Source organism: Burkholderia sp. HAN2018 (genome assembly GCF_024704855.1).
Taxonomy (GTDB): domain Bacteria; phylum Pseudomonadota; class Gammaproteobacteria; order Burkholderiales; family Burkholderiaceae; genus Burkholderia; species Burkholderia cepacia.
On record NZ_QOBB01000065.1, the window covers coordinates 1 to 20,259 of the forward strand.

The window sequence follows — 20,259 nt, forward strand, 5'->3', positions numbered from 1 at the left end:
GCAGACCGCCGCGGGCGCAGCAGCAGCCGCGCCGGGCGCCGGCTCACGGCTCGACGACGTGCTCGCGCGCGGCACGCTGCGCGTCTGCACGACGGGCGACTACAAGCCGTATTCGTACTACCGTGCGGACGGCCGCTTCGAGGGCATCGACATCGACATGGCCGAATCGCTCGCGAAGTCGCTCGGCGTGAAGACCGACTACGTGAAGACGAGCTGGCCGAACCTGACCGGCGACTTTGTCGCGAAATGCGACATCGCGGTAGGCGGCGTCTCGACGACGCTCGAGCGCCAGAAGCGCGTGTTCTTCACGCAGCCGTACGTCGTGGACGGCAAGACGCCGATCGTGCGCTGCGCGGACGCCGACAAATACCAGACCGTCGCGCAGATCGACCGGCCGGAAACGCGCGTGATCGTGAACCCGGGCGGCACCAACGAGCGTTTCGCGAAGCAGTATTTCACGCACGCGAACCTCACGGTCTATCCGGACAACGTAACGATCTTCAAGCAAATCCTCGCGGGCAAGGCGGACGTGATGGTGACGGATGCGTCCGAAACGCTGCTGCAGCAAAAGCTGAATCCGGGCCTGTGCTCGGTGCATCCGGACAAGCCGTTCCAGTTCGGCGAGAAGGCGTACATGGTGCCGCGCGGCGACGTCGCGTTCCAGCAGTACGTCGATCAGTGGCTGCATCTCGCGCTGTCGACCGGCGAATACCAGGCGATTTCGGACAAATGGCTGAAGTAAGCGGGTTCGCACGCGGCGGCCTGCAGTGACTTTAGCGGGCACCGACCCCGCGGCCGCGGCCCGCGAAAATCGCTGCACGGCGGCGGCCGAATCGCCGCCGTTACACTTCGACGCAGCTCGCCGGCGCCGGCAAAATCGGCCCGATGCCGGCGAACTGGCCGAACGGTCGACTTCCGCGCCGGCCAATCACGTTTCAAAATCTTTCTGACGAATGAATCGTCATGCGCGGCATCTGCCGAACCGCGCATTTTCTCGCGTGTAAATCGGCAATTCGTCGAGCCTGATACGCATGAAAAACGCATCGTGCGCACGCGCTGAAAACGCTGCGGAAAATATGGGTAAAAATGACCTTTTTCGGGCCCTCAAAAACAGCAAAAAATCCCGGAAAGCCTTATCTGGCGGGCGTTACAACCTGAAACACTTTGTTACCGCGAGGGGTCATTAATTCGCCCACAATGGCCTCAACGGTTTCAACACGGATGCGGTCTCGTGTGCCAAGTGTGAGCGGACGCGAAGCGCTGCGAGCCAGTCGGTCACGTACCGAAGCCCTTCCAAGGGGCATCCCTGTTGGAGTCGTTTCCGGCCCCCCGCCGGACTCGGTTTCATCTTTGGTCTCCTCGCGCTAACCCCGTAGCGTGTGGTTTTTAGCGGGCTAATAAGCCCGCTTTTTTTCGTCCATCGAAAACGCAACGGCCCGCAGGCCGCCGCGTTTTTCCAGCGCATTTTCCCTTCTTCATGCCGCGTTAAGCGGTCTTCTGCACGTCGAGCTTCAGCTCCTCGATCATCCGGTCGCGCATCACGAACTTCTGCACCTTGCCCGTCACCGTCATCGGCAACTCGTCGACGAAGCGGATGTAGCGCGGGATCTTGTAGTGCGCGATCTGCCCGCTGCAGAACGCACGCACGTCGTCCTCGGTCATCTGCTCGTCCGCGCGCAGCACGATCCACGCGCACAGCTCCTCGCCGTACTTCGCATCGGGTACGCCGAATACCTGCGCGCTCTGAATCTTCGGATGCCGAAACAGGAATTCCTCGATCTCGCGCGGATAGACGTTCTCGCCGCCGCGAATCACCATGTCCTTCAACCGGCCGACGATGTTGCAGTAACCGTCCGCGTCGAGCGTCGCGAGGTCGCCCGTATGCATCCAGCCGTCCACGAGCACCTCGCGCGTCTTCGTGTCGTCGTCCCAGTAGCCGAGCATCACCGAATAGCCCTTCGTGCACAGCTCGCCCGTCGCGCCGACCGGCACGATATCGCCGCCCGGATCGACGATCTTCACTTCCAGGTGCGGCTGGATGCGGCCGACCGTCGTCGTGCGCTTCTCGAGCGGGTCGTCGGTCGAGCTCTGGAACGACACGGGGCTCGTCTCCGTCATCCCGTACGCGATCGTGATCTCGGACAGGTGCATCTGCGACACGACGCGCTTCATCGTCTCGATCGGGCACGGCGAGCCGGCCATGATCCCGGTGCGCAGCGTCGACAGGTCGAATTGCGCGAACGCCGGATGATCGAGCTCCGCGATGAACATCGTCGGCACGCCGTGCAGCGCGGTGCAACGCTCGTTGGCCACCGCCGCGAGCGTCGCGACCGGGTCGAATGCTTCGCCCGGGAACACCATCGCCGCCCCCTTCGACACGCACGCGAGCACTGCGAGCACCATCCCGAAGCAGTGATACAGCGGCACCGGGATGCACAGCGTGTCCTGTTCGGTGAAGCGCATCGCGGTCGCGATCGAGCGGCCGTTGTTGACGACGTTGCGATGCGTGAGCGTCGCGCCCTTCGGGCTGCCCGTCGTGCCGCTCGTGAACTGGATGTTGATCGGCTCATGGGCCTCGAGCGTCGCGCCGATCGCATCGAGCAGCGCGGGATCGACGGCCTGGCGGCCGCGCGCCATCACGTCCGCGAAGCGGAACATGCCGGCCGGCGCGACGTCGCCCATCGACACGACCGTGCGCAGGTTCGGCACGCGCGCCGCATGCAGGTCGCCCGGCGTCGCGGACGCGAGTTCCGGCGCGATGGTCTGCAGCATCTCGACGTACGCGGACGTCTTGAAGCGCTCGGCGGCGATCACGGCTTTACAGCCGACCTTGTTCAGCGCGTATTCGAGTTCCGCGAGCCGGTAGGCCGGATTGATGTTGACGAGCACCGCGCCGATCCGCGCGGTCGCGAACTGCGTGAGCAGCCATTCGCTGCGGTTCGGCGACCAGATGCCGACGCGATCGCCCTTCACGATGCCGAGCGAGGCCAGCCCGGCCGCCAGCACGTCGACCTCGTTCGCGAACTCGCGCCAGGTCCAGCGCACCTGCTGCTCGCGGAACACGACGGCCGGCCGATCGGGAAAGCGGCCTGCCGTGTCGAGCAGGAACCGGCCGATCGTCGCTTCGGAGAGCGGCACGTCGGTCGTGCCGCGCACGTACGACAATCCGTTTTCGGGCGCGATCAGCGCCCCCACGCCAAGGTCTGCTGCCATGAATGTCTCCGTCCGTTTTTGTCTGACCGGCCCGACATGCGGCTCACGCGTGTCTGCTCCGCCGCCGTCGCGACGGATAGCCTCTCCGGGATGATGCCGTGCGCGGCTGACGACACTCTGACATCGAATTACTGCGGACGGGTGAAATAGCACGACCGGACGGTATGATCCGACCCGTAAAAACAGACGAAACCGACGGCCGAAAAAAAAGCAGCCCGAAGGCTGCTTTCTTTCGCGGGATACGCGGCGCGGCTCAGTGCCGGCTGCGGATCTTCGCCAGACGCTGGATCGCTTCGAGCTGCGCCATCGCGGTCGCGAGCTCGGATTGCGCCTTCGCGAGGTCGAGATCCGACTTCGCGTTCTGCAGCGTTTCCTCGGCACGCTTGCGTGCTTCCTCGGCTTTCGCCGCGTCGAGGTCCTTGCCGCGGATCGCGGTGTCGGCGAGCACCGTCACGGCACCCGGCTGCACTTCGAGAATGCCGCCCGCGACGAACACGAATTCGTCGTTGCCGCCCTCGACTTCGATGCGCACCGCACCCGGACGAATCCGCGTGATCAGCGGCGTGTGACCCGGCAGAATACCCAGCTCACCCGTTTCGCCCGGCAGCGCGACGAATTTCGCCTCGCCCGAGAAGATCTGCTCTTCCGCGCTGACGACGTCTACTTTGATGGTTGCCATATCGACTCCTGTCGATCGGAACGAGCGCTTCAGCGCCTGCTCCGATCCCATGCACGGCGGGTTGAGCGTATTACGTGAGCGCCTGTCCGCGAACGGATACCATCAAGGTATCCCTCACGGACGTAGCGGCGCCCGCTGCGTTACGCCTGACCCTTACGAGATCTTCTTGGCCTTTTCGAAGGCTTCGTCGATCGTGCCGACCATGTAGAACGCCTGTTCCGGCAGGTGGTCGCACTCGCCGTCGACGATCATCTTGAAGCCACGGATCGTTTCCTTCAGCGGCACGTACTTGCCCGGCGAGCCCGTGAACACTTCAGCGACGTGGAACGGCTGCGACAGGAAACGCTGGATCTTACGCGCGCGTGCGACCGACAGCTTGTCTTCCGGCGACAGTTCGTCCATGCCCAGAATCGCGATGATGTCGCGCAGTTCCTTGTAGCGCTGCAGCGTCTGCTGAACGCGACGGGTGATCGAGTAGTGCTCTTCACCGATCACGTTCGGGTCGATCTGGCGCGACGTCGAGTCGAGCGGGTCGACCGCCGGGTAGATACCCAGCGAAGCGATGTCACGCGACAGAACGACGGTTGCGTCCAGGTGGCCGAAGGTCGTAGCCGGCGACGGGTCGGTCAAGTCGTCCGCAGGGACGTACACGGCCTGGACCGACGTAATCGAGCCCTTCTTGGTCGACGTGATGCGCTCTTGCAGCTTGCCCATTTCTTCAGCCAGCGTCGGCTGATAGCCCACTGCCGACGGCATACGGCCGAGCAGTGCCGACACTTCGGTACCGGCCAGCGTGAAACGGTAGATGTTGTCGACGAAGAACAGCACGTCGAGGCCTTCGTCACGGAAGTGCTCGGCCATCGTCAGGCCGGTCAGCGCGACGCGCAGACGGTTGCCCGGCGGCTCGTTCATCTGGCCGTACACCAGCGCGACCTTGTCGAGAACGTTCGAGTCCTTCATTTCGTGGTAGAAGTCGTTCCCTTCACGGGTACGCTCGCCCACGCCCGCGAACACGGAGTAACCGCCGTGCTCCTTCGCGATGTTGTTGATGAGCTCCATCATGTTGACGGTCTTGCCCACGCCAGCACCGCCGAACAGGCCAACCTTGCCGCCCTTTGCGAACGGGCAGATCAGGTCGATAACCTTGATACCCGTTTCGAGCAGTTCGGTCGACGGCGACAGTTCGTCGAACGCCGGAGCCTTCTGGTGGATCGAACGCGTCGTTTCGCTTTCGATCGGGCCGGCTTCGTCGATCGGACGGCCGAGGACGTCCATGATTCGGCCGAGGGTCGGCTTGCCGACCGGCACCGAGATCGGCTTTGCCGTGTTCTTCACGGTCAGGCCGCGGCGCAGGCCGTCGGATGCACCCAGACAAATGGTACGGACCACGCCGTCGCCCAGCTGCTGCTGGACTTCGAGCGTCAGTTCCGAGCCATCGAGAATGAGCGCGTCGTAGATCTTCGGCATGCTGTCGCGCGGGAATTCCACGTCGATAACGGCGCCGATGCACTGTACGATCTTGCCTTCTACCAAAGCAGCAGTACTCATCGCTTTTCCTTTAAATACCTGATTCTTTACTCGCGCAAAGGCGCAGTTGTCGTCCGTGGCGCGCGCTTAAACAGCGGCTGCGCCGCCGACGATCTCCGACAGTTCTTTCGTGATCGCGGCCTGGCGGCTCTTGTTGTACACGAGCTGCAGTTCGCTGATCACCGTCTTCGCGTTGTCGGACGCGGCCTTCATCGCGACCATGCGCGCCGATTGCTCGGACGCCATGTTTTCCGCGACGGCCTGGTACACCAGCGCCTCGACGTAACGCACGAGCAGTTCGTCGACGACTGCCTGCGCGTCCGGCTCGTAGATGTAGTCCCACGACGTGGCCGGCGTACCGTCATCGGCTTCGAAGTGTTCCGACGACAGCGGCAGCAACTGCTCGATCACGGCTTCCTGCTTCATCGTGTTGACGAAGCGCGTGTAAGCGATATAAACCGCCGACAGCTTGCCTTCCGAGTACAGATCGAGCTGCGTCTTCACGGCGCCGATCAGCTTGTCCAGATGCGGGGTGTCGCCGAGGTGCACGACCTGCGACATCACCTTCGCGCCGAAGCGGTTCAGGAACCCGAGGCCCTTGCTACCGATCGCGGTAGCTTCGACCTTCTGGCCCTTCTCTTCCAGCTCCTTGAACTTCTGAACCGTCGCACGCAGCACGTTGGTGTTCAAACCGCCGCACAGACCCTTGTCCGTCGTGACGAGAATGATGCCGGCCGTGTTCGCGCCTTCGTTCGCCACCATGAACGGGTGACGGTACTCCGGGTTCGCGCGGCTCATGTGCGCGGCGATGGCACGGACCTTGTCCGCATACGGACGAGCGGCGCGCATGCGTTCCTGCGCGCGACGCATCTTCGATGCGGCCACCATCTCCATCGCCTTCGTGATCTTGCGCGTGTTCTGCACGCTCTTGATCTTCCCGCGAATTTCCTTCATTCCAGCCATAGCTTGCTCCTTGACCGAAGCGGCGCGGGCGCATCAGCACCCGCGCGGCCTCAGTGTGTCACTCGCGGATCAATAGGCACCGGACTTCTTGAAGGATTCGATCGCCGAGCGCAGTGCGCCTTCGTCGTCCTTCGAGAGATCCTTGGTGTCTTCGATGCGCTTGATGAGGTCAGCGTGGCTGGTCTTCAGGTATTCGCGCAGGCCCTTCTCGAACGACAGCACTTGCTTGACGTCGAGGTCGTCGAGGTAGCCGTTGTTCGCGGCGTACAGCGACACGGCCAGTTCCCAGACCTGCAGCGGCTGGTACTGCGGCTGCTTCAGCAGTTCCGTCACGCGGCGGCCGCGCTCGAGCTGCTTGCGGGTCGCTTCGTCGAGGTCCGATGCGAACTGGGCGAATGCCGCCAGTTCACGGTACTGCGCGAGGTCGGTACGGATACCGCCCGACAGCTTCTTCACGACCTTCGTCTGAGCGGCGCCACCGACTCGCGACACCGACACGCCGGCGTTGATTGCCGGGCGGATGCCTGCGTTGAACAGGTCGGTTTCCAGGAAGATCTGGCCGTCGGTAATCGAGATCACGTTCGTCGGAACGAACGCGGTCACGTCGCCAGCCTGCGTTTCGATGACCGGCAGTGCCGTCAGCGAGCCGCTCTTGCCCTTCACTTCGCCGTTCGTGAACTTCTCGACGTACTCTTCCGACACGCGAGCTGCACGCTCGAGCAGACGCGAGTGCAGATAGAACACGTCGCCCGGGTACGCTTCACGGCCCGGCGGGCGGCGCAGCAGCAGCGAGATCTGACGGTATGCCCAGGCCTGCTTGGTCAAGTCGTCATAGATGATCAGCGCGTCTTGACCGCGGTCGCGGAAGTATTCGCCCATCGTGCAGCCGGCGTACGGTGCGAGGTACTGCATCGCTGCCGAATCCGAAGCCGAAGCGGCGACGACGATCGTGTATTCCATCGCGCCCGTTTCTTCGAGCTTGCGAACCACGTTCATGATCGACGAAGCCTTCTGGCCGATCGCGACGTAGATACAGATCAGGTCCTTGCCCTTCTGGTTGATGATCGCGTCGAGCGCCACCGCGGTCTTGCCGCACTGACGGTCGCCGATGATCAGCTCACGCTGGCCACGGCCGATCGGCACCATCGCGTCGATCGACTTGATGCCCGTCTGCACCGGCTGCGACACCGACTTACGCCAGATCACGCCCGGGGCGATCTTTTCGATCGCATCGGTCAGCTTCGCGTTGACCGGGCCCTTGCCGTCGATCGGGTTGCCGAGCGCATCGACCACGCGGCCGACGAGTTCCGGGCCAACCGGGACTTCGAGAATGCGGCCCGTCGTCTTGACGATGTCGCCTTCCGAGATGTGTTCGTATTCGCCGAGAATCACCGCGCCGACCGAGTCGCGCTCGAGGTTCAGCGCGAGGCCGAACGTGTTGCCCGGAAACTCGAGCATTTCGCCCTGCATCACGTCCGACAGGCCGTGGATACGCACGATACCGTCGGTCACGGAGATCACGGTGCCCTGGTTGCGAACGTCTGCGCTCGCTTCAAGGCCCTGGATCCGGCTCTTGATCAGCTCGCTGATCTCAGAGGGATTGAGTTGCATTATTCGCTCCTGATAGTCAATTCTGTTGCGTGCCGGCGTGGCGCTCAGGCGGTCAAGGCAGCCTGCATCGATGCGAGGCGCGCGCGAACCGAGGTGTCGAGCACTTCGTCGCCGACCGTCACGCGCACGCCGCCGATCAGCGACGAATCGACTTCGACCGTCGGTTTCAGCTTGCGCTTGAACTTGCGTTCGAGGCCCGAGACGAGACTGTCGAGATCCGCGCCGTTCAGCGGGAACGCGCTCACGATCTCGGCGTCGGCGGCACCTTCACGTTCGTTCTTGAGCGCCTCGAACTGCTCGGCAATTTCCGGCAGCAGCGCGATGCGATGATTGTCGACCAGCATCTGCACGAAGTTCTTCGCTTCGGCGCCGGCCGCGAGCGGCGACTTCGCAGCAGCAAGCAGCAACTCGGCTACTTGCGTGCGCGTCACCTTCGGGCTCGACGCGACCGACAGCACTTCCGGCAGACGCGCAACCTGGGCCAGCTCTTGCACGAGCGTGGACCAGGCGGCGATGTCACCGCCCTCGGCCACGCGGAACAGCGCTTCTGCGTAAGGGCGGGCGATGGTTGCAAGTTCGGCCATGATCAGAGCTCGGCTTTCAGTTGATTCAGCAGTTGGGCGTGGGCCGTTTGATCGACTTCGCGCTTCAGGATCTGCTCGGCGCCCTTCACGGCCAGCGTAGCGACTTCGCCACGCAGCGCTTCGCGCGCCTTCACGATTTGCTGTTCTGCTTCCGCCTTCGCCTGGGCGACGATGCGGGCGGCTTCAGCCTGGGCGTTGGCCTTGATTTCCTCGGCGACCGCCTGGGCACGCTTTTCAGCGTCGGCGATGCGCTGCTGGCCGTCATTGCGGGCCTGCGCGAGTTCCTGGTCCACGCGCTTGTGCGCTGCGTCGAGTTCTGCCTTGCCCTTCTCGGCGGCGGCGAGGCCGTCGGCGATCTTCTTCGAACGTTCGTCGAGGGCGTTGATCAACGGCGGCCACACGAACTTCATCGTGAACCACGCGAGGACCAGGAACACGACCATTTGCGCAAACAGAGTTGCGTTGAGATTCACGGTGTTTCCTTATCTGCTATTCCGGAAAAATGAAACGGTAAGGCGCTCATCGAGTTGCATTCGATCAGCGCCCCAAGTCTCCGTTCCGCCCTGCGCCGGCTCACGCCGGACGCATATTTCCGAGGAACCTTAGCCTGCGACGAGCTTCGACAGGAGCGGGTTCGCGAACGCGAACAGCATTGCAACACCCACGCCGATCAGGAATGCCGCGTCGATCAGACCAGCCAGCAGGAACATCTTCGTTTGCAGCGGGTTGATGAGTTCCGGCTGACGTGCGCAGGCTTCGATGTACTTACCACCCATCAGCGCGATACCGATACAGGCGCCGATTGCACCCAGGCCGATGATGATGCCGATACCGATGGCGGTCAGACCCTGGATGTTGGCGATGTAAGCTTGCATGATCACTCCTTTGTGAAAAGACTTGGAACTGAGATTTAAAAAACTAAAACGGAAACTCTTTTTTGCACGCCGCGCTTAGTGCTTGTCGTGCGCCTGGCCGAGATACACCAGCGTCAGCATCATGAAAATGAATGCCTGCAACAGAACAATCAGGATGTGGAAGATTGCCCAGACGCTGCCCGCGATCACGTGGCCAACGAAGCCGAGGAACGTTGCGTCGCCACCGAAGCTCCACATGCTGCCGAGCAGGGCGATCAACAGGAACAACAGCTCACCCGCGTACATGTTGCCGAACAGCCGCATACCGAGGGAGACGGTCTTGGCGAGATATTCGACGATGTTGAGCGCGAGGTTAGGGATCCACAGCAGCGGGTGGGCGCCGAACGGTGCCGACAGCAGCTCATGCACAAAGCCGCCCGCGCCCTTGATCTTGATGCTGTAGTAGATCATCAGGACGAACACGCCGAGCGCGATGCCGAGCGTGCCGTTCAGGTCGGCCGTCGGGACGATGCGATGGTGGGAAATCACGTCCGACAGACCGAGCAGGCCGATCACGCGGCCCGGCAGGTCAACCGGGAGGAAGTCGAGGGAGTTCATCAGCGCGACCCACACGAACACCGTGAGCGCGAGCGGAGCGATGAAGGTACGATTGCCGTGAACGATGGCCTTCGATTGGTCTTCGACCATCTCGACGAGCATCTCGATCGCGCACTGGAAACGGCCCGGCACGCCCGACGTCGCCTTGCGGGCAGCCAGACGCAGCAGGACGATCGTCACGATGCCGCAAACGATCGACCAGAACAGCGTGTCGAGATTCCAGACGTGGATGTCGAAAATCGACGTCTGATGCGAGGTGGAGAAATTCTGCAAGTGGTGCGCAATGTACTCGGACGGATCCGGACCGCGCGTGCCTTCGCTAGCTGCCATATCGTTAATGCCACCCAAATTGTCGAAAATCGTTTTGCCAGTTCCGCAACACGCTATTGCGGGAACGGGCCGGCGCGGTTCGTTGTCGAAACCGCACGCTGCTTGTTCCTTACCGCCAGGCCAGTGCGATCCAGTACGTCTTCAGCACGACGAGGTACGTGACGAGGAACGGCACCCAGTGCACGCCGGCCCAGCCGAACGCCACTGCAGTGAACATCCCGATCGTCAGAGCGAGCTTCAGGGCTTCGCCCATCACCCAGCTCATCACGGTGGCCGAACCACCTGCCTTCAGTCGTGCCACGAATACCGCACTCGGCACCCAGCCGATCGCTCCGCCCAGAAACGCGGATTGCGCAGCGGCGCCCGGCGACTTCGAAAACAGCCACCACGCCAGCGTTGCAACCAGGGACAGAACCACTTGCGCGAATACCACCTTATAGGGGGTCACGCGCGAGGGCTTGCTCACGTTCGGGCCGAACAGCTTTTCGGCTTCTGCCCGCGTGAGCGGAACGATGTTGTTATCTTGCTGCTCGGCGTCCCAGTCATCGTCGGATTCGCGCCGCTCGCCGGCCGCCGAAGCGGTGCGTTGCGTGCGCTGATCATCGTGCCTGTCGTCCGGCGCCTGACCCGCCATCGCAATCTTCCGCAAAATCCTTGAACCCGGCCCCAAGCTTTCTGAAAGCTTTCAGGGGTGCCTAGCTAACAAATCCGGGCGATTGTAAGCGATAGTTGCAAGTGATTCAAGGCTTTAGACGCGACAAAAACCTGCGTAAAACGACGCCTCATCATGTGAAAAAACACGCGATTCGACGACGTACGATGACAGTTGTAAGGTCGCTTTTTTGCGCCGGTATTTCTTGCTCGAAAAAATCCGGCGACGAGGAAATGACAAGGAAACGAGGCCCGATGCGGGTGCAGGCGGGACGACTCGAACGCCATCCGGAATCCACGCCTGACGCGGCCCCGGGCTCGCGCCAAGCACGAAGCGCCGAGCACGAAAAACCTGTGACCACCCCGCGGCACCGGATGCCCGAAATCGGGGCCGACGCCGACGCGTCGAATCATCCAATCAGTTGTCGTGCCACCACAGGCGATCGACTGTGAATTGCCGGACTTATCAACAGCCCCGCAACCAGCGCGAATACTGTGCACCCGCCCCGCCACCCGAATCGCACGGCTGTGCCGCGCGCAGCCGCGTCACTCAACCGTGAACGAGCAGCCACGCACCGACCGCCGCACTGGCGAGTGCGAACGGAATCGAGACCAGATGGAACGGCAGCCACATGCGCGGCTCCTTCGCGAGACGCACCGCGATCAGGTTCGCAAGCGAACCGATCGCGAAGCCAAAGCCGCCGACCGATACGCCGAACGCGAGCGCACGCCAGTCGTGCGTGAATTCCGACAGCAGGATCGCGGCCGGTACATTGCTGATGACCTGTGACAACAGCGCGCCGGCCGCGTAGACGCGCAGCGGCGAATCGAGTTGCGCATTCGCAATCGTGTCGTGCACGACGGGCAGCGCAGCCGCGGTACGCAGCACGACGAACATCAGTACGAAGATCAGCAGCAGCAGCCAGTCGATCTTCAGGACTGCGTCGCGTTTGACGGCGAGCAGCACGATGGCGACACCGACGAGACCGGGCAGCGGATGATGCGCATCGGCGAGCAGCACGAACGCGGCGAACAGCACCGCCGCGATCAGCGCGTGCATGCGTTGCACGGGCAGCGCTGTGACATCGCCGGACAAGTCGAGCGGCTTTGCGCGAAACGCGCATGCGGTCAGCACGAGCAGCAGCGCCATCAGCGCGATCGCGAGCGGCCCGAGCGTGACCACGAAGCGGCCGAACGACGCACCGCTCAATTGCCACAGGAATAGATTCTGGGGATTGCCGAGCGGCGTCGCGACGGACCCCGCGTTGACCGCCAGCGCGACGACGATCACGAGCCGCCGGAACGGCAGTGGCGTCAGCGCACGCAACGAGACCATCAACGGCACGACGACGAACAGCGCGACGTCGTTGGTGAGCCACATCGACAACAACGCGGCGAACCCCACGAGCAACAACGCGAGCCCGCGTTCGGAATGCACGTGATGCACGATGCGGTGTGCGAGCCACATCAGGCAGCCGGACAACTCGAGCGCCTTGGTCAGCATCAGCAGGCCCGCCAGCGTCGCGACCGTCTGCCAGTCGACGCGACCGGCCAACACGGAAAATGGTTGCGGACGCACCCATTGCAGCACGATCAGGCCAAGTACGAGCACCGACAGCACCGGCTCCTGCGCAAGCCATCCCAGCCACCGGCGCGGCGTCGGCGCGCCCGTCTTCTCCATCGGCACCGCGTTACTCTTCGGTCGCGACGTTGCCGCGCAGCCGCACGAGAATGCCCTCGAGCGCGTCGAGGTTGCCGAAGTCGATCGTGACCTGCCCTCGTCCGCGGCGGCCGAGCTTGATCTTCACCGTCGACGCGAGCAGATCGGACAACTCCTCCTCGAGACGGCGCGTATCGCGCCCGCCGTCGTCCTTCGCGCGCGCCTTCACGGCCGGCGCTTCCTTCGTCGTGTGCGTGACGAGCTTCTCGGTCTCCCGCACCGACATGCGCTTGTTGACGACCTGATGGGCGAGCGTGATCTGCGTGGCCGCATCGACGGCGAGCAGCGCGCGCGCGTGCCCCATGTCGAGATCACCGGCCAGCAGCATCGTCTGCACCGGCGAAGCCAGGTTCAGCAGGCGCAGTAGGTTCGACACCGCGCTGCGCGAACGGCCGACCGATTCGGCCGCCTGTTCGTGCGTGAAACCGAACTCGTCGAGCAGGCGCTGGATACCGTGCGCCTCTTCGAGCGGGTTCAGATCCTCGCGCTGGATGTTCTCGATCAGCGCCATCGCCGCGGCGGCCTGGTCGGACACATCCTTCACGAGCACCGGCACTTCATCGAGGCCCGCCAGGCGTGCCGCGCGGAAACGGCGCTCGCCCGCGATGATCTCGTATTTGTCTGACGAAATGGGCCGTACCAGGATCGGCTGCATCACGCCCTGTGCGCGAATGCTCGCCGCGAGCTCCTGCAGGCTGCCTTCGTCCATCCGCGTCCGCGGCTGGTACTTGCCGGCCTGCAGCTTGCCGAGCGCGAGCGTGTTCGGTGCCCCTTCGATCTTCACCGCTTCGGTGATATCGGCACTGCCGCCGAGCAGCGCTTCGAGGCCACGTCCCAAGCCCTTCTTCTTTGGTACCGCGTTCATGTCTTTCTTCCTCGCTTCGCTCATGTCCGGATCACGACACCTCGAACGCGCGAACGCGGTCGATCATCTCGGCACCGAACTGGAGATACGCTTGCGCACCGCGCGAGCTGCGGTCGAACACGACGCCCGGCAGCCCGTAACTCGGCGCTTCCGCCAGGCGCACGTTGCGCGGAATCACCGCGTCGAACACCTTGTCGCCGAAGTGCGCTTTCAGTTGATCGGAGACTTGCTGCTGCAGCGTGATGCGCGGATCGAACATCACACGCAGCAAGCCGATGATCTTCAGGTCGCGGTTCATGTTCGCGTGAACCTGCTTGATCGTGTTGACGAGGTCCGACAACCCCTCCAGTGCAAAGTATTCGCACTGCATGGGGATCACGACGCCATGTGCCGCGCACAAGCCGTTCAGCGTCAGCAGCGACAGCGTCGGCGGGCAATCGATCAGCACGAAATCGTAGTCGTCGGCCACGTGCTCGAGCGCGGCCTTCAGCCGGCGCTCGCGGTTGTCGATGCTGATCAGTTCGATCTCGGCACCAGACAGCTCGCGGTTCGCGGGCAGCACATCGTAGGTGACGCCGTCCGGCCGGATGCGCGCGTCGGTCACCGACACGCCGTCGACCAGCACCTCGTACACGGTCGCTTCGCAAGCAGCCTTGTCGATCCCGCTGCCCATCGTCGCGTTACCCTGAGGGTCGAGATCGATCAGCAGGACTCGTTGCTCCTGCGCTGCAAGGCTTGCGGCGAGATTGACCGATGTCGTCGTCTTGCCGACGCCCCCCTTCTGGTTCGCAACGCAGAAGATCTTTGCCATCGTTGGTGTGTTCCCTTTACCTTCAAACAAACGGCGCGCCATCGCGCGCCGGCCCTTCAATTCGCTTCGTCGACGGCCACTTCGATCAGATGCCGTTCGGCATCGAGCAACGGCACCGCCAGCCGTATCGTCTGCTTCACGCGGCTGCCTTCCGGCAACCGCGCAATCTCGTCGTCCGGATGAACGCCCTTCATTGCCCAGATCGATCCGCCCGGCGCAACCAGGTGTCGAGCAAGTTTAACGAAGTCGGACAGATCCGCGAAAGCGCGGGATACGATCATGTCGAATTTTTCCGGCACTTCGACACCCGGCTGCAGCGATTCGACCCGCCCCGTGACCACCGACAGGTTCGCGAGCTTCAGCTCCGCACGCATCTGGGTCTGGAATGCAGACTTCTTCTGCACGATATCGTTCAGCGTGATCTGCCAATCCGGCTCGACGATCGCCAGCACGATACCGGGCAATCCACCGCCCGAGCCGACGTCGAGCACGCGGGCCGATGCACGGCCACGCAGATGCGGAACGATGGAAAGCGAATCGAGGATGTGCTGGATCAGCATCTGCTTCGGGTCGCGGATCGCGGTCAGGTTGTAGACCGCGTTCCACTTGCCGAGCAGCGCGACATAGTCGAGCAGCTGGTTGCGTTGTGCATCCGTCAGCGTGAGGTCGAGCGCCGTCGTGCCTTCGACGAGCATCTGTTCCAGTACGTCCCGATTAACCGCCGGCGCGCGACGCGCCGTCATTGTTGCGTCGGGACGGCGCCGTCCCCCTGCTCCGCTGCCGCTTCGGCCGTGCCATTACGGCGGCCCAGGCCGCGACGCTTCAGGTGCACCATCAGCAGCGAGATTGCCGCCGGCGTGACACCCGAGATGCGCGACGCCTGCCCGATCGTTTCCGGTCGGAACTCGTTGAGCTTCTGGCTCACCTCGAACGACAGTCCGCGGACTTCGCGGTAATCGATACCGTCGGGCAGGCGCGTGTTCTCGTTCGCATCGTTGCGTTCGATTTCCGATGCCTGGCGCTCGATGTAGCCCTGATACTTGATGCCGATCTCGACCTGCTCCTTGATCTGCTCGAGCAGCACCGGATCGTCGGCCAGCGGCTCGGCGGGGCCGCACTCGCCGCCCTTCAGTCCGCACACACCGTCGTAGCTGATACCCGGACGGCGCAGCAGTTCGGCGAGGCTGTATTCATGGTCGATCGCCTTGCCGAGGAGCGCGGTCGCCTCTTCCGACGGCAACGTCTTCGGCGTGACCCACGTCGACTTCAGGCGTTCGGTTTCACGTGAAACAGCGTCGCGCTTCCGGCTGAATGCGTCCCAGCGTGCGTCGTCGACGAGTCCCAGTTCGCGGCCGATCTCGGTCAAGCGCATGTCGGCATTGTCTTCACGCAGGCTGAGGCGATACTCGGCGCGGCTCGTGAACATCCGGTACGGCTCGGCCACACCGCGCGTCACGAGATCGTCGACCAGCACGCCAAGGTAGGCCTGGTCACGGCGCGGGCACCATGCGTCCTTCTCCTGCACGTAGCGGCCAGCGTTGAGACCGGCCAGCAGACCCTGCGCGGCCGCTTCTTCATAGCCCGTCGTCCCGTTGATCTGGCCCGCAAAGAACAGCCCGTTAATCGCCTTCGTTTCGAGCGACGCCTTCAGCGCGCGCGGGTCGAAGTAGTCGTACTCGATCGCGTAGCCGGGGCGCAGGATATGCGCGTTCTCGAGGCCGCGCATCGAGTGCACGAGCTCGAGCTGGATGTCGAACGGCAGGCTCGTCGAAATCCCGTTCGGGTAGAACTCGTTGGTCGTCAGCCCTTCCGGTTCCAGGAAGATCTGGTGCGATTCCTTCGAAGCGAACCGGTGAATCTTGTCCTCGATCGACGGGCAATAGCGCGGCCCGACGCCTTCGATCACGCCTGTATACATAGGCGAACGGTCGAGGCCGCCACGAATGATGTCGTGCGTGCGCTCGTTCGTATGCGTGACCCAGCACGGCAGTTGCTGCGGATGCTGCTCCGCACGGCCCAGGAACGAGAAGACGGGGATTGGATCGAGATCGCCCGGCTGTTCATCCAGCTGCGAGAAGTCGATCGAGCGACCATCGATACGCGGCGGCGTACCGGTCTTCAGGCGGCCCTGCGGCAGCTTCAGCTCCTTCAGGCGCGATGACAGCGACACGGCCGCCGGATCGCCCGCACGACCACCCGTATAGTTGTTCAGGCCGACGTGAATCTTGCCGTCGAGGAACGTACCGGCGGTCAGCACGACCGCACGCGCACGGAAGCGGATGCCGATCTGCGTGACGGCGCCCACCACGCGGTCGCCTTCGACCATCAGGTCGTCGACAGCCTGCTGGAACAGCCACAGGTTCGGCTGATTCTCGAGCCGGTGGCGAATCGCGGCCTTGTACAGGATGCGATCGGCCTGCGCACGCGTCGCGCGCACGGCCGGCCCCTTCGACGAATTGAGGATCCGGAACTGAATACCGCTCTCGTCGGTCGCGGCTGCCATTGCGCCGCCCAGCGCATCGACTTCCTTGACCAGATGGCCCTTGCCGATGCCGCCGATCGACGGATTGCAGCTCATCTGCCCAAGCGTTTCGATGTTGTGGGTCAGCAGTAATGTCTTTGCGCCCATGCGGGCGGACGCCAGCGCGGCTTCCGTGCCGGCATGACCGCCACCGACGACGATAACGTCAAATTCTGTGGGAAAAAGCATGGTGGATTCCGTACGCAGGACGGCGCACGAACCTATCTGAGAAATGTATGGGCCGAATTATAGCGGGTTCGCTTTTCACCCGAAGGCCGTCCGAATGGTAGGGTCTGTGCATTTCGGCGATTTTTCTGTGCTCGGCCGAAGAATCCGTGGCGCAGAGCCCACTCCGGCAACGCTTCCGGCCCGCCGGCGCCACATCGTTGCACCTGTGCAAAAAAATTCGCTTGCCGGGAAATTTCACGTGGAACACATACCCGTTCGATGCCTGTGCCCCGCACGGCAACCTGGACGGAACACCCTGTGCGACCGCACCCACCCTCTCCCTCACAGAATTTCAGACGGTTCGCCCGACACTTATCCCCTGTGACCCGGCACAACATCCCCAGTGTGCGGAACAGGCGACAGCCATCGGCGAACGATGCTCCGGATCGTCGTCCGCGCCGCACAGAGCTTCCGATTGTTTTCCTTGCACTTATCCCCCGGCCGCTAGCCGTCGCGTGTCGGGGTCACATCTCACCAAAAAACAAAAACGGCGTGTTTCACGTGAAACACGCCGCCCGTTTCCCGCCCACCACACCACCGATCAGGCCGTTTTCTTCGCCAACCCGAGGTACGTCTCGATCACGCGTGGATTCTGCGCAAGTTCGGCCGCCGGCCCTTCCAGCGCAAATTCGCCTGTCTCCAGCACATAGCCGTAATCGGAGATCTGCAGTGCAGCCCGTGCGTTCTGCTCGATCAGCAGTGTCGCCACGCCCGTCCCGCGCAACGCGCTGATGATATGAAAAATCTCCTTCACGATCAGCGGCGCCAGCCCGAGGCTAGGCTCGTCGAGCATCAGCAGATCGGGCTTGCCCATCAGTGCGCGTCCAACCGCGAGCATCTGCCGCTCGCCGCCGGATAGCGTGCCAGCCGCCTGCTTGCGGCGCTCCTTCAGCCGCGGAAACAGTGCGAACACATGATCGAGCTGGTCGAGGAAGTTCGCTTCACCGGCCTGCTTGCGCCGATACGCGCCCAATATGAGGTTGTCTTCGACCGTCATCGTGCTGAACAGCTCACGCTTTTCCGGTACGAGGCACATCCCGCGTGCGACGCGCTGTTCGACCGGCAATGCACCGACGTCGTGACCGCGGTACACGATCGCACCCGATGCATGCCCGGTCACCGGCAGCGCGCCCATGATCGCGTTCAGCAGCGTCGATTTGCCGGCGCCGTTCGGGCCGATCACGCTGACGATCTGCCCCGCGCCGACCTTGATCGCCGCGCCGTGCAGCGCCTCCACCTTCCCGTATCGGACCGCCAGCCCGCGCACTTCGAGAATCGGCATCGTCGTGTCCGTCATCACTCCACCCCGCCCAGATACGCTTCCAGCACCGCCGGATCCTGCTGCACGTCCTGCGGCAGTCCTTCCGCGATCCGCGTGCCGAACTCCATCACCACCAAACGGTCGGTGAGATTCATCACGAAATCCATGTCGTGTTCCACGAGCAACACGCTCATACCTTCCGCCTTCAGCCGTCGCAGCAGATCGGCGAGTTGCTGCTTCTCCTGGTAACGCAGCCCGGCGGCCGGCTCGTCGAGCAGCAGCAGCGTCGGATCGCAGCACAGCGCCCGCGCGATTTCGAGAATCCGCTGCTGCCCCAGCGCGAGGCTGCCCGCTTCGTCGTACATGTGCTTTTCAAGCCCGACGCGGCGGATCTGGCGTGCGGCCTCAGCCAGCAGCTGCGCTTCCTCATGCGCATTGAGCCGCGCGACGCTGCGCCACACGCCCGTACGGCCACGCAGGTGCGCACCGATCGCGACGTTCTCGAGCACCGTCATCGCCGGCAACAGCTTCACGTGCTGAAACGTCCGGCCGATGCCGCGGCGGACGATCTGGCGCGATGTGAGCCCGTCGATACGCTCGCCACGGAACGTGATCGTGCCGCCCGTCGGCTTCAGCACACCCGTCACGAGGTTGAACGTGGTCGACTTGCCGGCGCCGTTCGGGCCGATCAGCCCGATGATCTGCCCCGCTTTCACGTCGAAGCTGACGTCGTTGACGGCCACGAGCCCGCCGAACTGCTTGCGCGCGTTGTCGACGACGAGCAGCGGCTCGCCGGCCGTCGGCTTCGCGCGTTGCGGCAACGGATCGGCGTGCTCGGGCACATGCGCGCGCGGCCCACGCGGGAACAGCCTCGCGACGAACGGCCACACGCCCTGACGCGCGTACTGCAGCAGCAGCACCATCAGCACGCCGAACACGATGATCTCGAAGTTGCCTTCCGAGCCGAGCAGCTTCGGCAGCAGCGTCTGCAGATAGTCCTGCAGCACGGTCAGGATCGCGGCGCCGAGCACCGCGCCCCACACGTGCGACACGCCGCCGACCACGGCCATGAACAGGAACTCGATCCCGTGGTTCAGCCCGAACGGCGTCGGGTTCACCGCGCGCTGCAGGTGCGCGTACAGGAAGCCCGATACGGCCGCGAGCACGGCCGCATAGACGAAGATCACGACGCGCATCCACGCGGTGTTCACGCCCATCGCCTCGGCCATCACGCCGCCGCCGCGCAGCGCGCGGATCGCACGGCCCGGGCGGCTGTTCAGCAGGTTCTGCACCGACACGATCGCAGCCAGCACGACGGCCCAGATCAGGAAATACAGGCTGCGCCCGCTTCCAAGCTCGATGCCGAACAGGTTCAGCGCCGGAATCCCGTTGATGCCGTCGTACTTGCCGAGCAGTTCGAGGTTGCCGAACAGGTAGAACAGCGCGAGGCCCCACGCGATCGTGCCGAGCGGCAGGAAGTGGCCGGACAGCCGCATCGTGACCGCGCCGAGCACGAGCGCGACGAGCGCCGTCAGTACGACGCCGACGATCAGCGCGAGCCACGGCGACACGCCGTATCGCGTCGTCAGGAACGCGGTCGCATAGGCGCCGATGCCGACGAACGCGGCCTGCCCGAAGCTCGTCATCCCGCCGACGCCCGTCAACAGCACGAGCCCGATCGCGACGATCGCGTAGAGGCCGATGTAGTTCAGCAGCGTGATCCAGTATTCGGGCACCTGCAGCGCACCAGGCAGCACCGGCAGCGCGAACAGCACCACGAGAAACACCCAGAAGGTCTTGTTGCGTACCATCGTCTTCATCGT

General features: G+C 63.5%; 18 protein-coding genes. 1 reads left to right on the forward strand and 17 read right to left on the reverse strand.

Annotated features, from left to right (window positions below; translation table 11 throughout):
- On the forward strand, positions 1–742 hold a 742-nt coding region (locus DPV74_RS18335; RefSeq protein ID WP_119337728.1), incomplete at its 5' end, for a transporter substrate-binding domain-containing protein.
- Positions 743–1,485: 743 nt separating this feature from the next.
- On the opposite strand, the gene DPV74_RS18340 is transcribed toward DPV74_RS18335, so the two are convergent.
- The 17 genes from DPV74_RS18340 to DPV74_RS18420 form a co-directional block, all read right to left on the reverse strand.
- Positions 1,486–3,213, reverse strand: coding sequence for an AMP-binding protein (locus DPV74_RS18340; RefSeq protein ID WP_119337730.1), 1,728 nt, complete (start codon positions 3,211–3,213; stop codon positions 1,486–1,488).
- A 253-nt stretch (positions 3,214–3,466) separates the two neighbouring features.
- Positions 3,467–3,892, reverse strand: a complete 426-nt coding sequence (locus tag DPV74_RS18345; protein ID WP_006477288.1) for a F0F1 ATP synthase subunit epsilon — start codon at positions 3,890–3,892, stop codon at positions 3,467–3,469.
- A gap of 153 nt (positions 3,893–4,045) precedes the next feature.
- Positions 4,046–5,440, reverse strand: coding sequence for a F0F1 ATP synthase subunit beta (atpD, locus tag DPV74_RS18350; protein ID WP_011350527.1), 1,395 nt, complete (start codon positions 5,438–5,440; stop codon positions 4,046–4,048).
- A gap of 66 nt (positions 5,441–5,506) precedes the next feature.
- Complete coding sequence (gene atpG, locus DPV74_RS18355) at positions 5,507–6,382, reverse strand: F0F1 ATP synthase subunit gamma (RefSeq protein ID WP_021160445.1); 876 nt, start codon at positions 6,380–6,382, stop codon at positions 5,507–5,509.
- Positions 6,383–6,451: 69 nt separating this feature from the next.
- A complete protein-coding gene (gene atpA / locus DPV74_RS18360) occupies positions 6,452–7,993 on the reverse strand; it encodes a F0F1 ATP synthase subunit alpha (protein ID WP_031397081.1) in 1,542 nt (513 codons plus the stop codon).
- Positions 7,994–8,037: 44 nt separating this feature from the next.
- Complete coding sequence (locus tag DPV74_RS18365) at positions 8,038–8,577, reverse strand: F0F1 ATP synthase subunit delta (RefSeq protein ID WP_006482713.1); 540 nt, start codon at positions 8,575–8,577, stop codon at positions 8,038–8,040.
- 2 nt (positions 8,578–8,579) lie between these two features.
- A complete protein-coding gene (locus tag DPV74_RS18370; RefSeq protein ID WP_021160443.1) occupies positions 8,580–9,050 on the reverse strand; it encodes a F0F1 ATP synthase subunit B in 471 nt (156 codons plus the stop codon).
- Between the two features lie 129 nt (positions 9,051–9,179).
- Positions 9,180–9,452, reverse strand: a complete 273-nt coding sequence (gene atpE / locus DPV74_RS18375) for a F0F1 ATP synthase subunit C (protein WP_021160442.1) — start codon at positions 9,450–9,452, stop codon at positions 9,180–9,182.
- A gap of 75 nt (positions 9,453–9,527) precedes the next feature.
- Positions 9,528–10,379 (reverse strand): F0F1 ATP synthase subunit A, encoded by an 852-nt coding sequence (gene atpB, locus DPV74_RS18380; protein WP_012492242.1) that lies wholly within the window; start codon positions 10,377–10,379, stop codon positions 9,528–9,530.
- 109 nt (positions 10,380–10,488) lie between these two features.
- Positions 10,489–11,013, reverse strand: coding sequence for an ATP synthase subunit I (locus tag DPV74_RS18385; RefSeq protein WP_021160441.1), 525 nt, complete (start codon positions 11,011–11,013; stop codon positions 10,489–10,491).
- A gap of 567 nt (positions 11,014–11,580) precedes the next feature.
- Positions 11,581–12,711 (reverse strand): SLC13 family permease, encoded by a 1,131-nt coding sequence (locus DPV74_RS18390; RefSeq protein WP_027788712.1) that lies wholly within the window; start codon positions 12,709–12,711, stop codon positions 11,581–11,583.
- 10 nt (positions 12,712–12,721) lie between these two features.
- Entirely contained in the window at positions 12,722–13,615 is an 894-nt protein-coding gene (locus DPV74_RS18395) for a ParB/RepB/Spo0J family partition protein (RefSeq protein ID WP_027788713.1), read from the reverse strand.
- Between the two features lie 31 nt (positions 13,616–13,646).
- Positions 13,647–14,426 carry a ParA family protein gene (locus tag DPV74_RS18400; RefSeq protein WP_027788714.1) on the reverse strand — a complete coding sequence of 260 codons (780 nt, stop codon included), beginning with the start codon at positions 14,424–14,426 and terminating at the stop codon, positions 13,647–13,649.
- A gap of 56 nt (positions 14,427–14,482) precedes the next feature.
- Positions 14,483–15,169 carry a 16S rRNA (guanine(527)-N(7))-methyltransferase RsmG gene (gene rsmG / locus DPV74_RS18405; protein ID WP_048023976.1) on the reverse strand — a complete coding sequence of 229 codons (687 nt, stop codon included), beginning with the start codon at positions 15,167–15,169 and terminating at the stop codon, positions 14,483–14,485.
- The gene (gene mnmG, locus DPV74_RS18410; protein WP_119337731.1) at positions 15,166–17,136 is read right to left on the reverse strand and encodes a tRNA uridine-5-carboxymethylaminomethyl(34) synthesis enzyme MnmG; all 1,971 of its coding nucleotides are present in this window, start codon (positions 17,134–17,136) and stop codon (positions 15,166–15,168) included. The genes rsmG and mnmG overlap by 4 nt, the downstream gene beginning before the upstream one ends.
- A 580-nt stretch (positions 17,137–17,716) precedes the next feature.
- Positions 17,717–18,472 (reverse strand): ABC transporter ATP-binding protein, encoded by a 756-nt coding sequence (locus tag DPV74_RS18415; protein ID WP_119337732.1) that lies wholly within the window; start codon positions 18,470–18,472, stop codon positions 17,717–17,719.
- Entirely contained in the window at positions 18,472–20,256 is a 1,785-nt protein-coding gene (locus DPV74_RS18420) for an ATP-binding cassette domain-containing protein (protein WP_021160434.1), read from the reverse strand. The genes DPV74_RS18415 and DPV74_RS18420 overlap by 1 nt, the downstream gene beginning before the upstream one ends.
- Between the last annotated feature and the right edge of the window lie 3 nt (positions 20,257–20,259).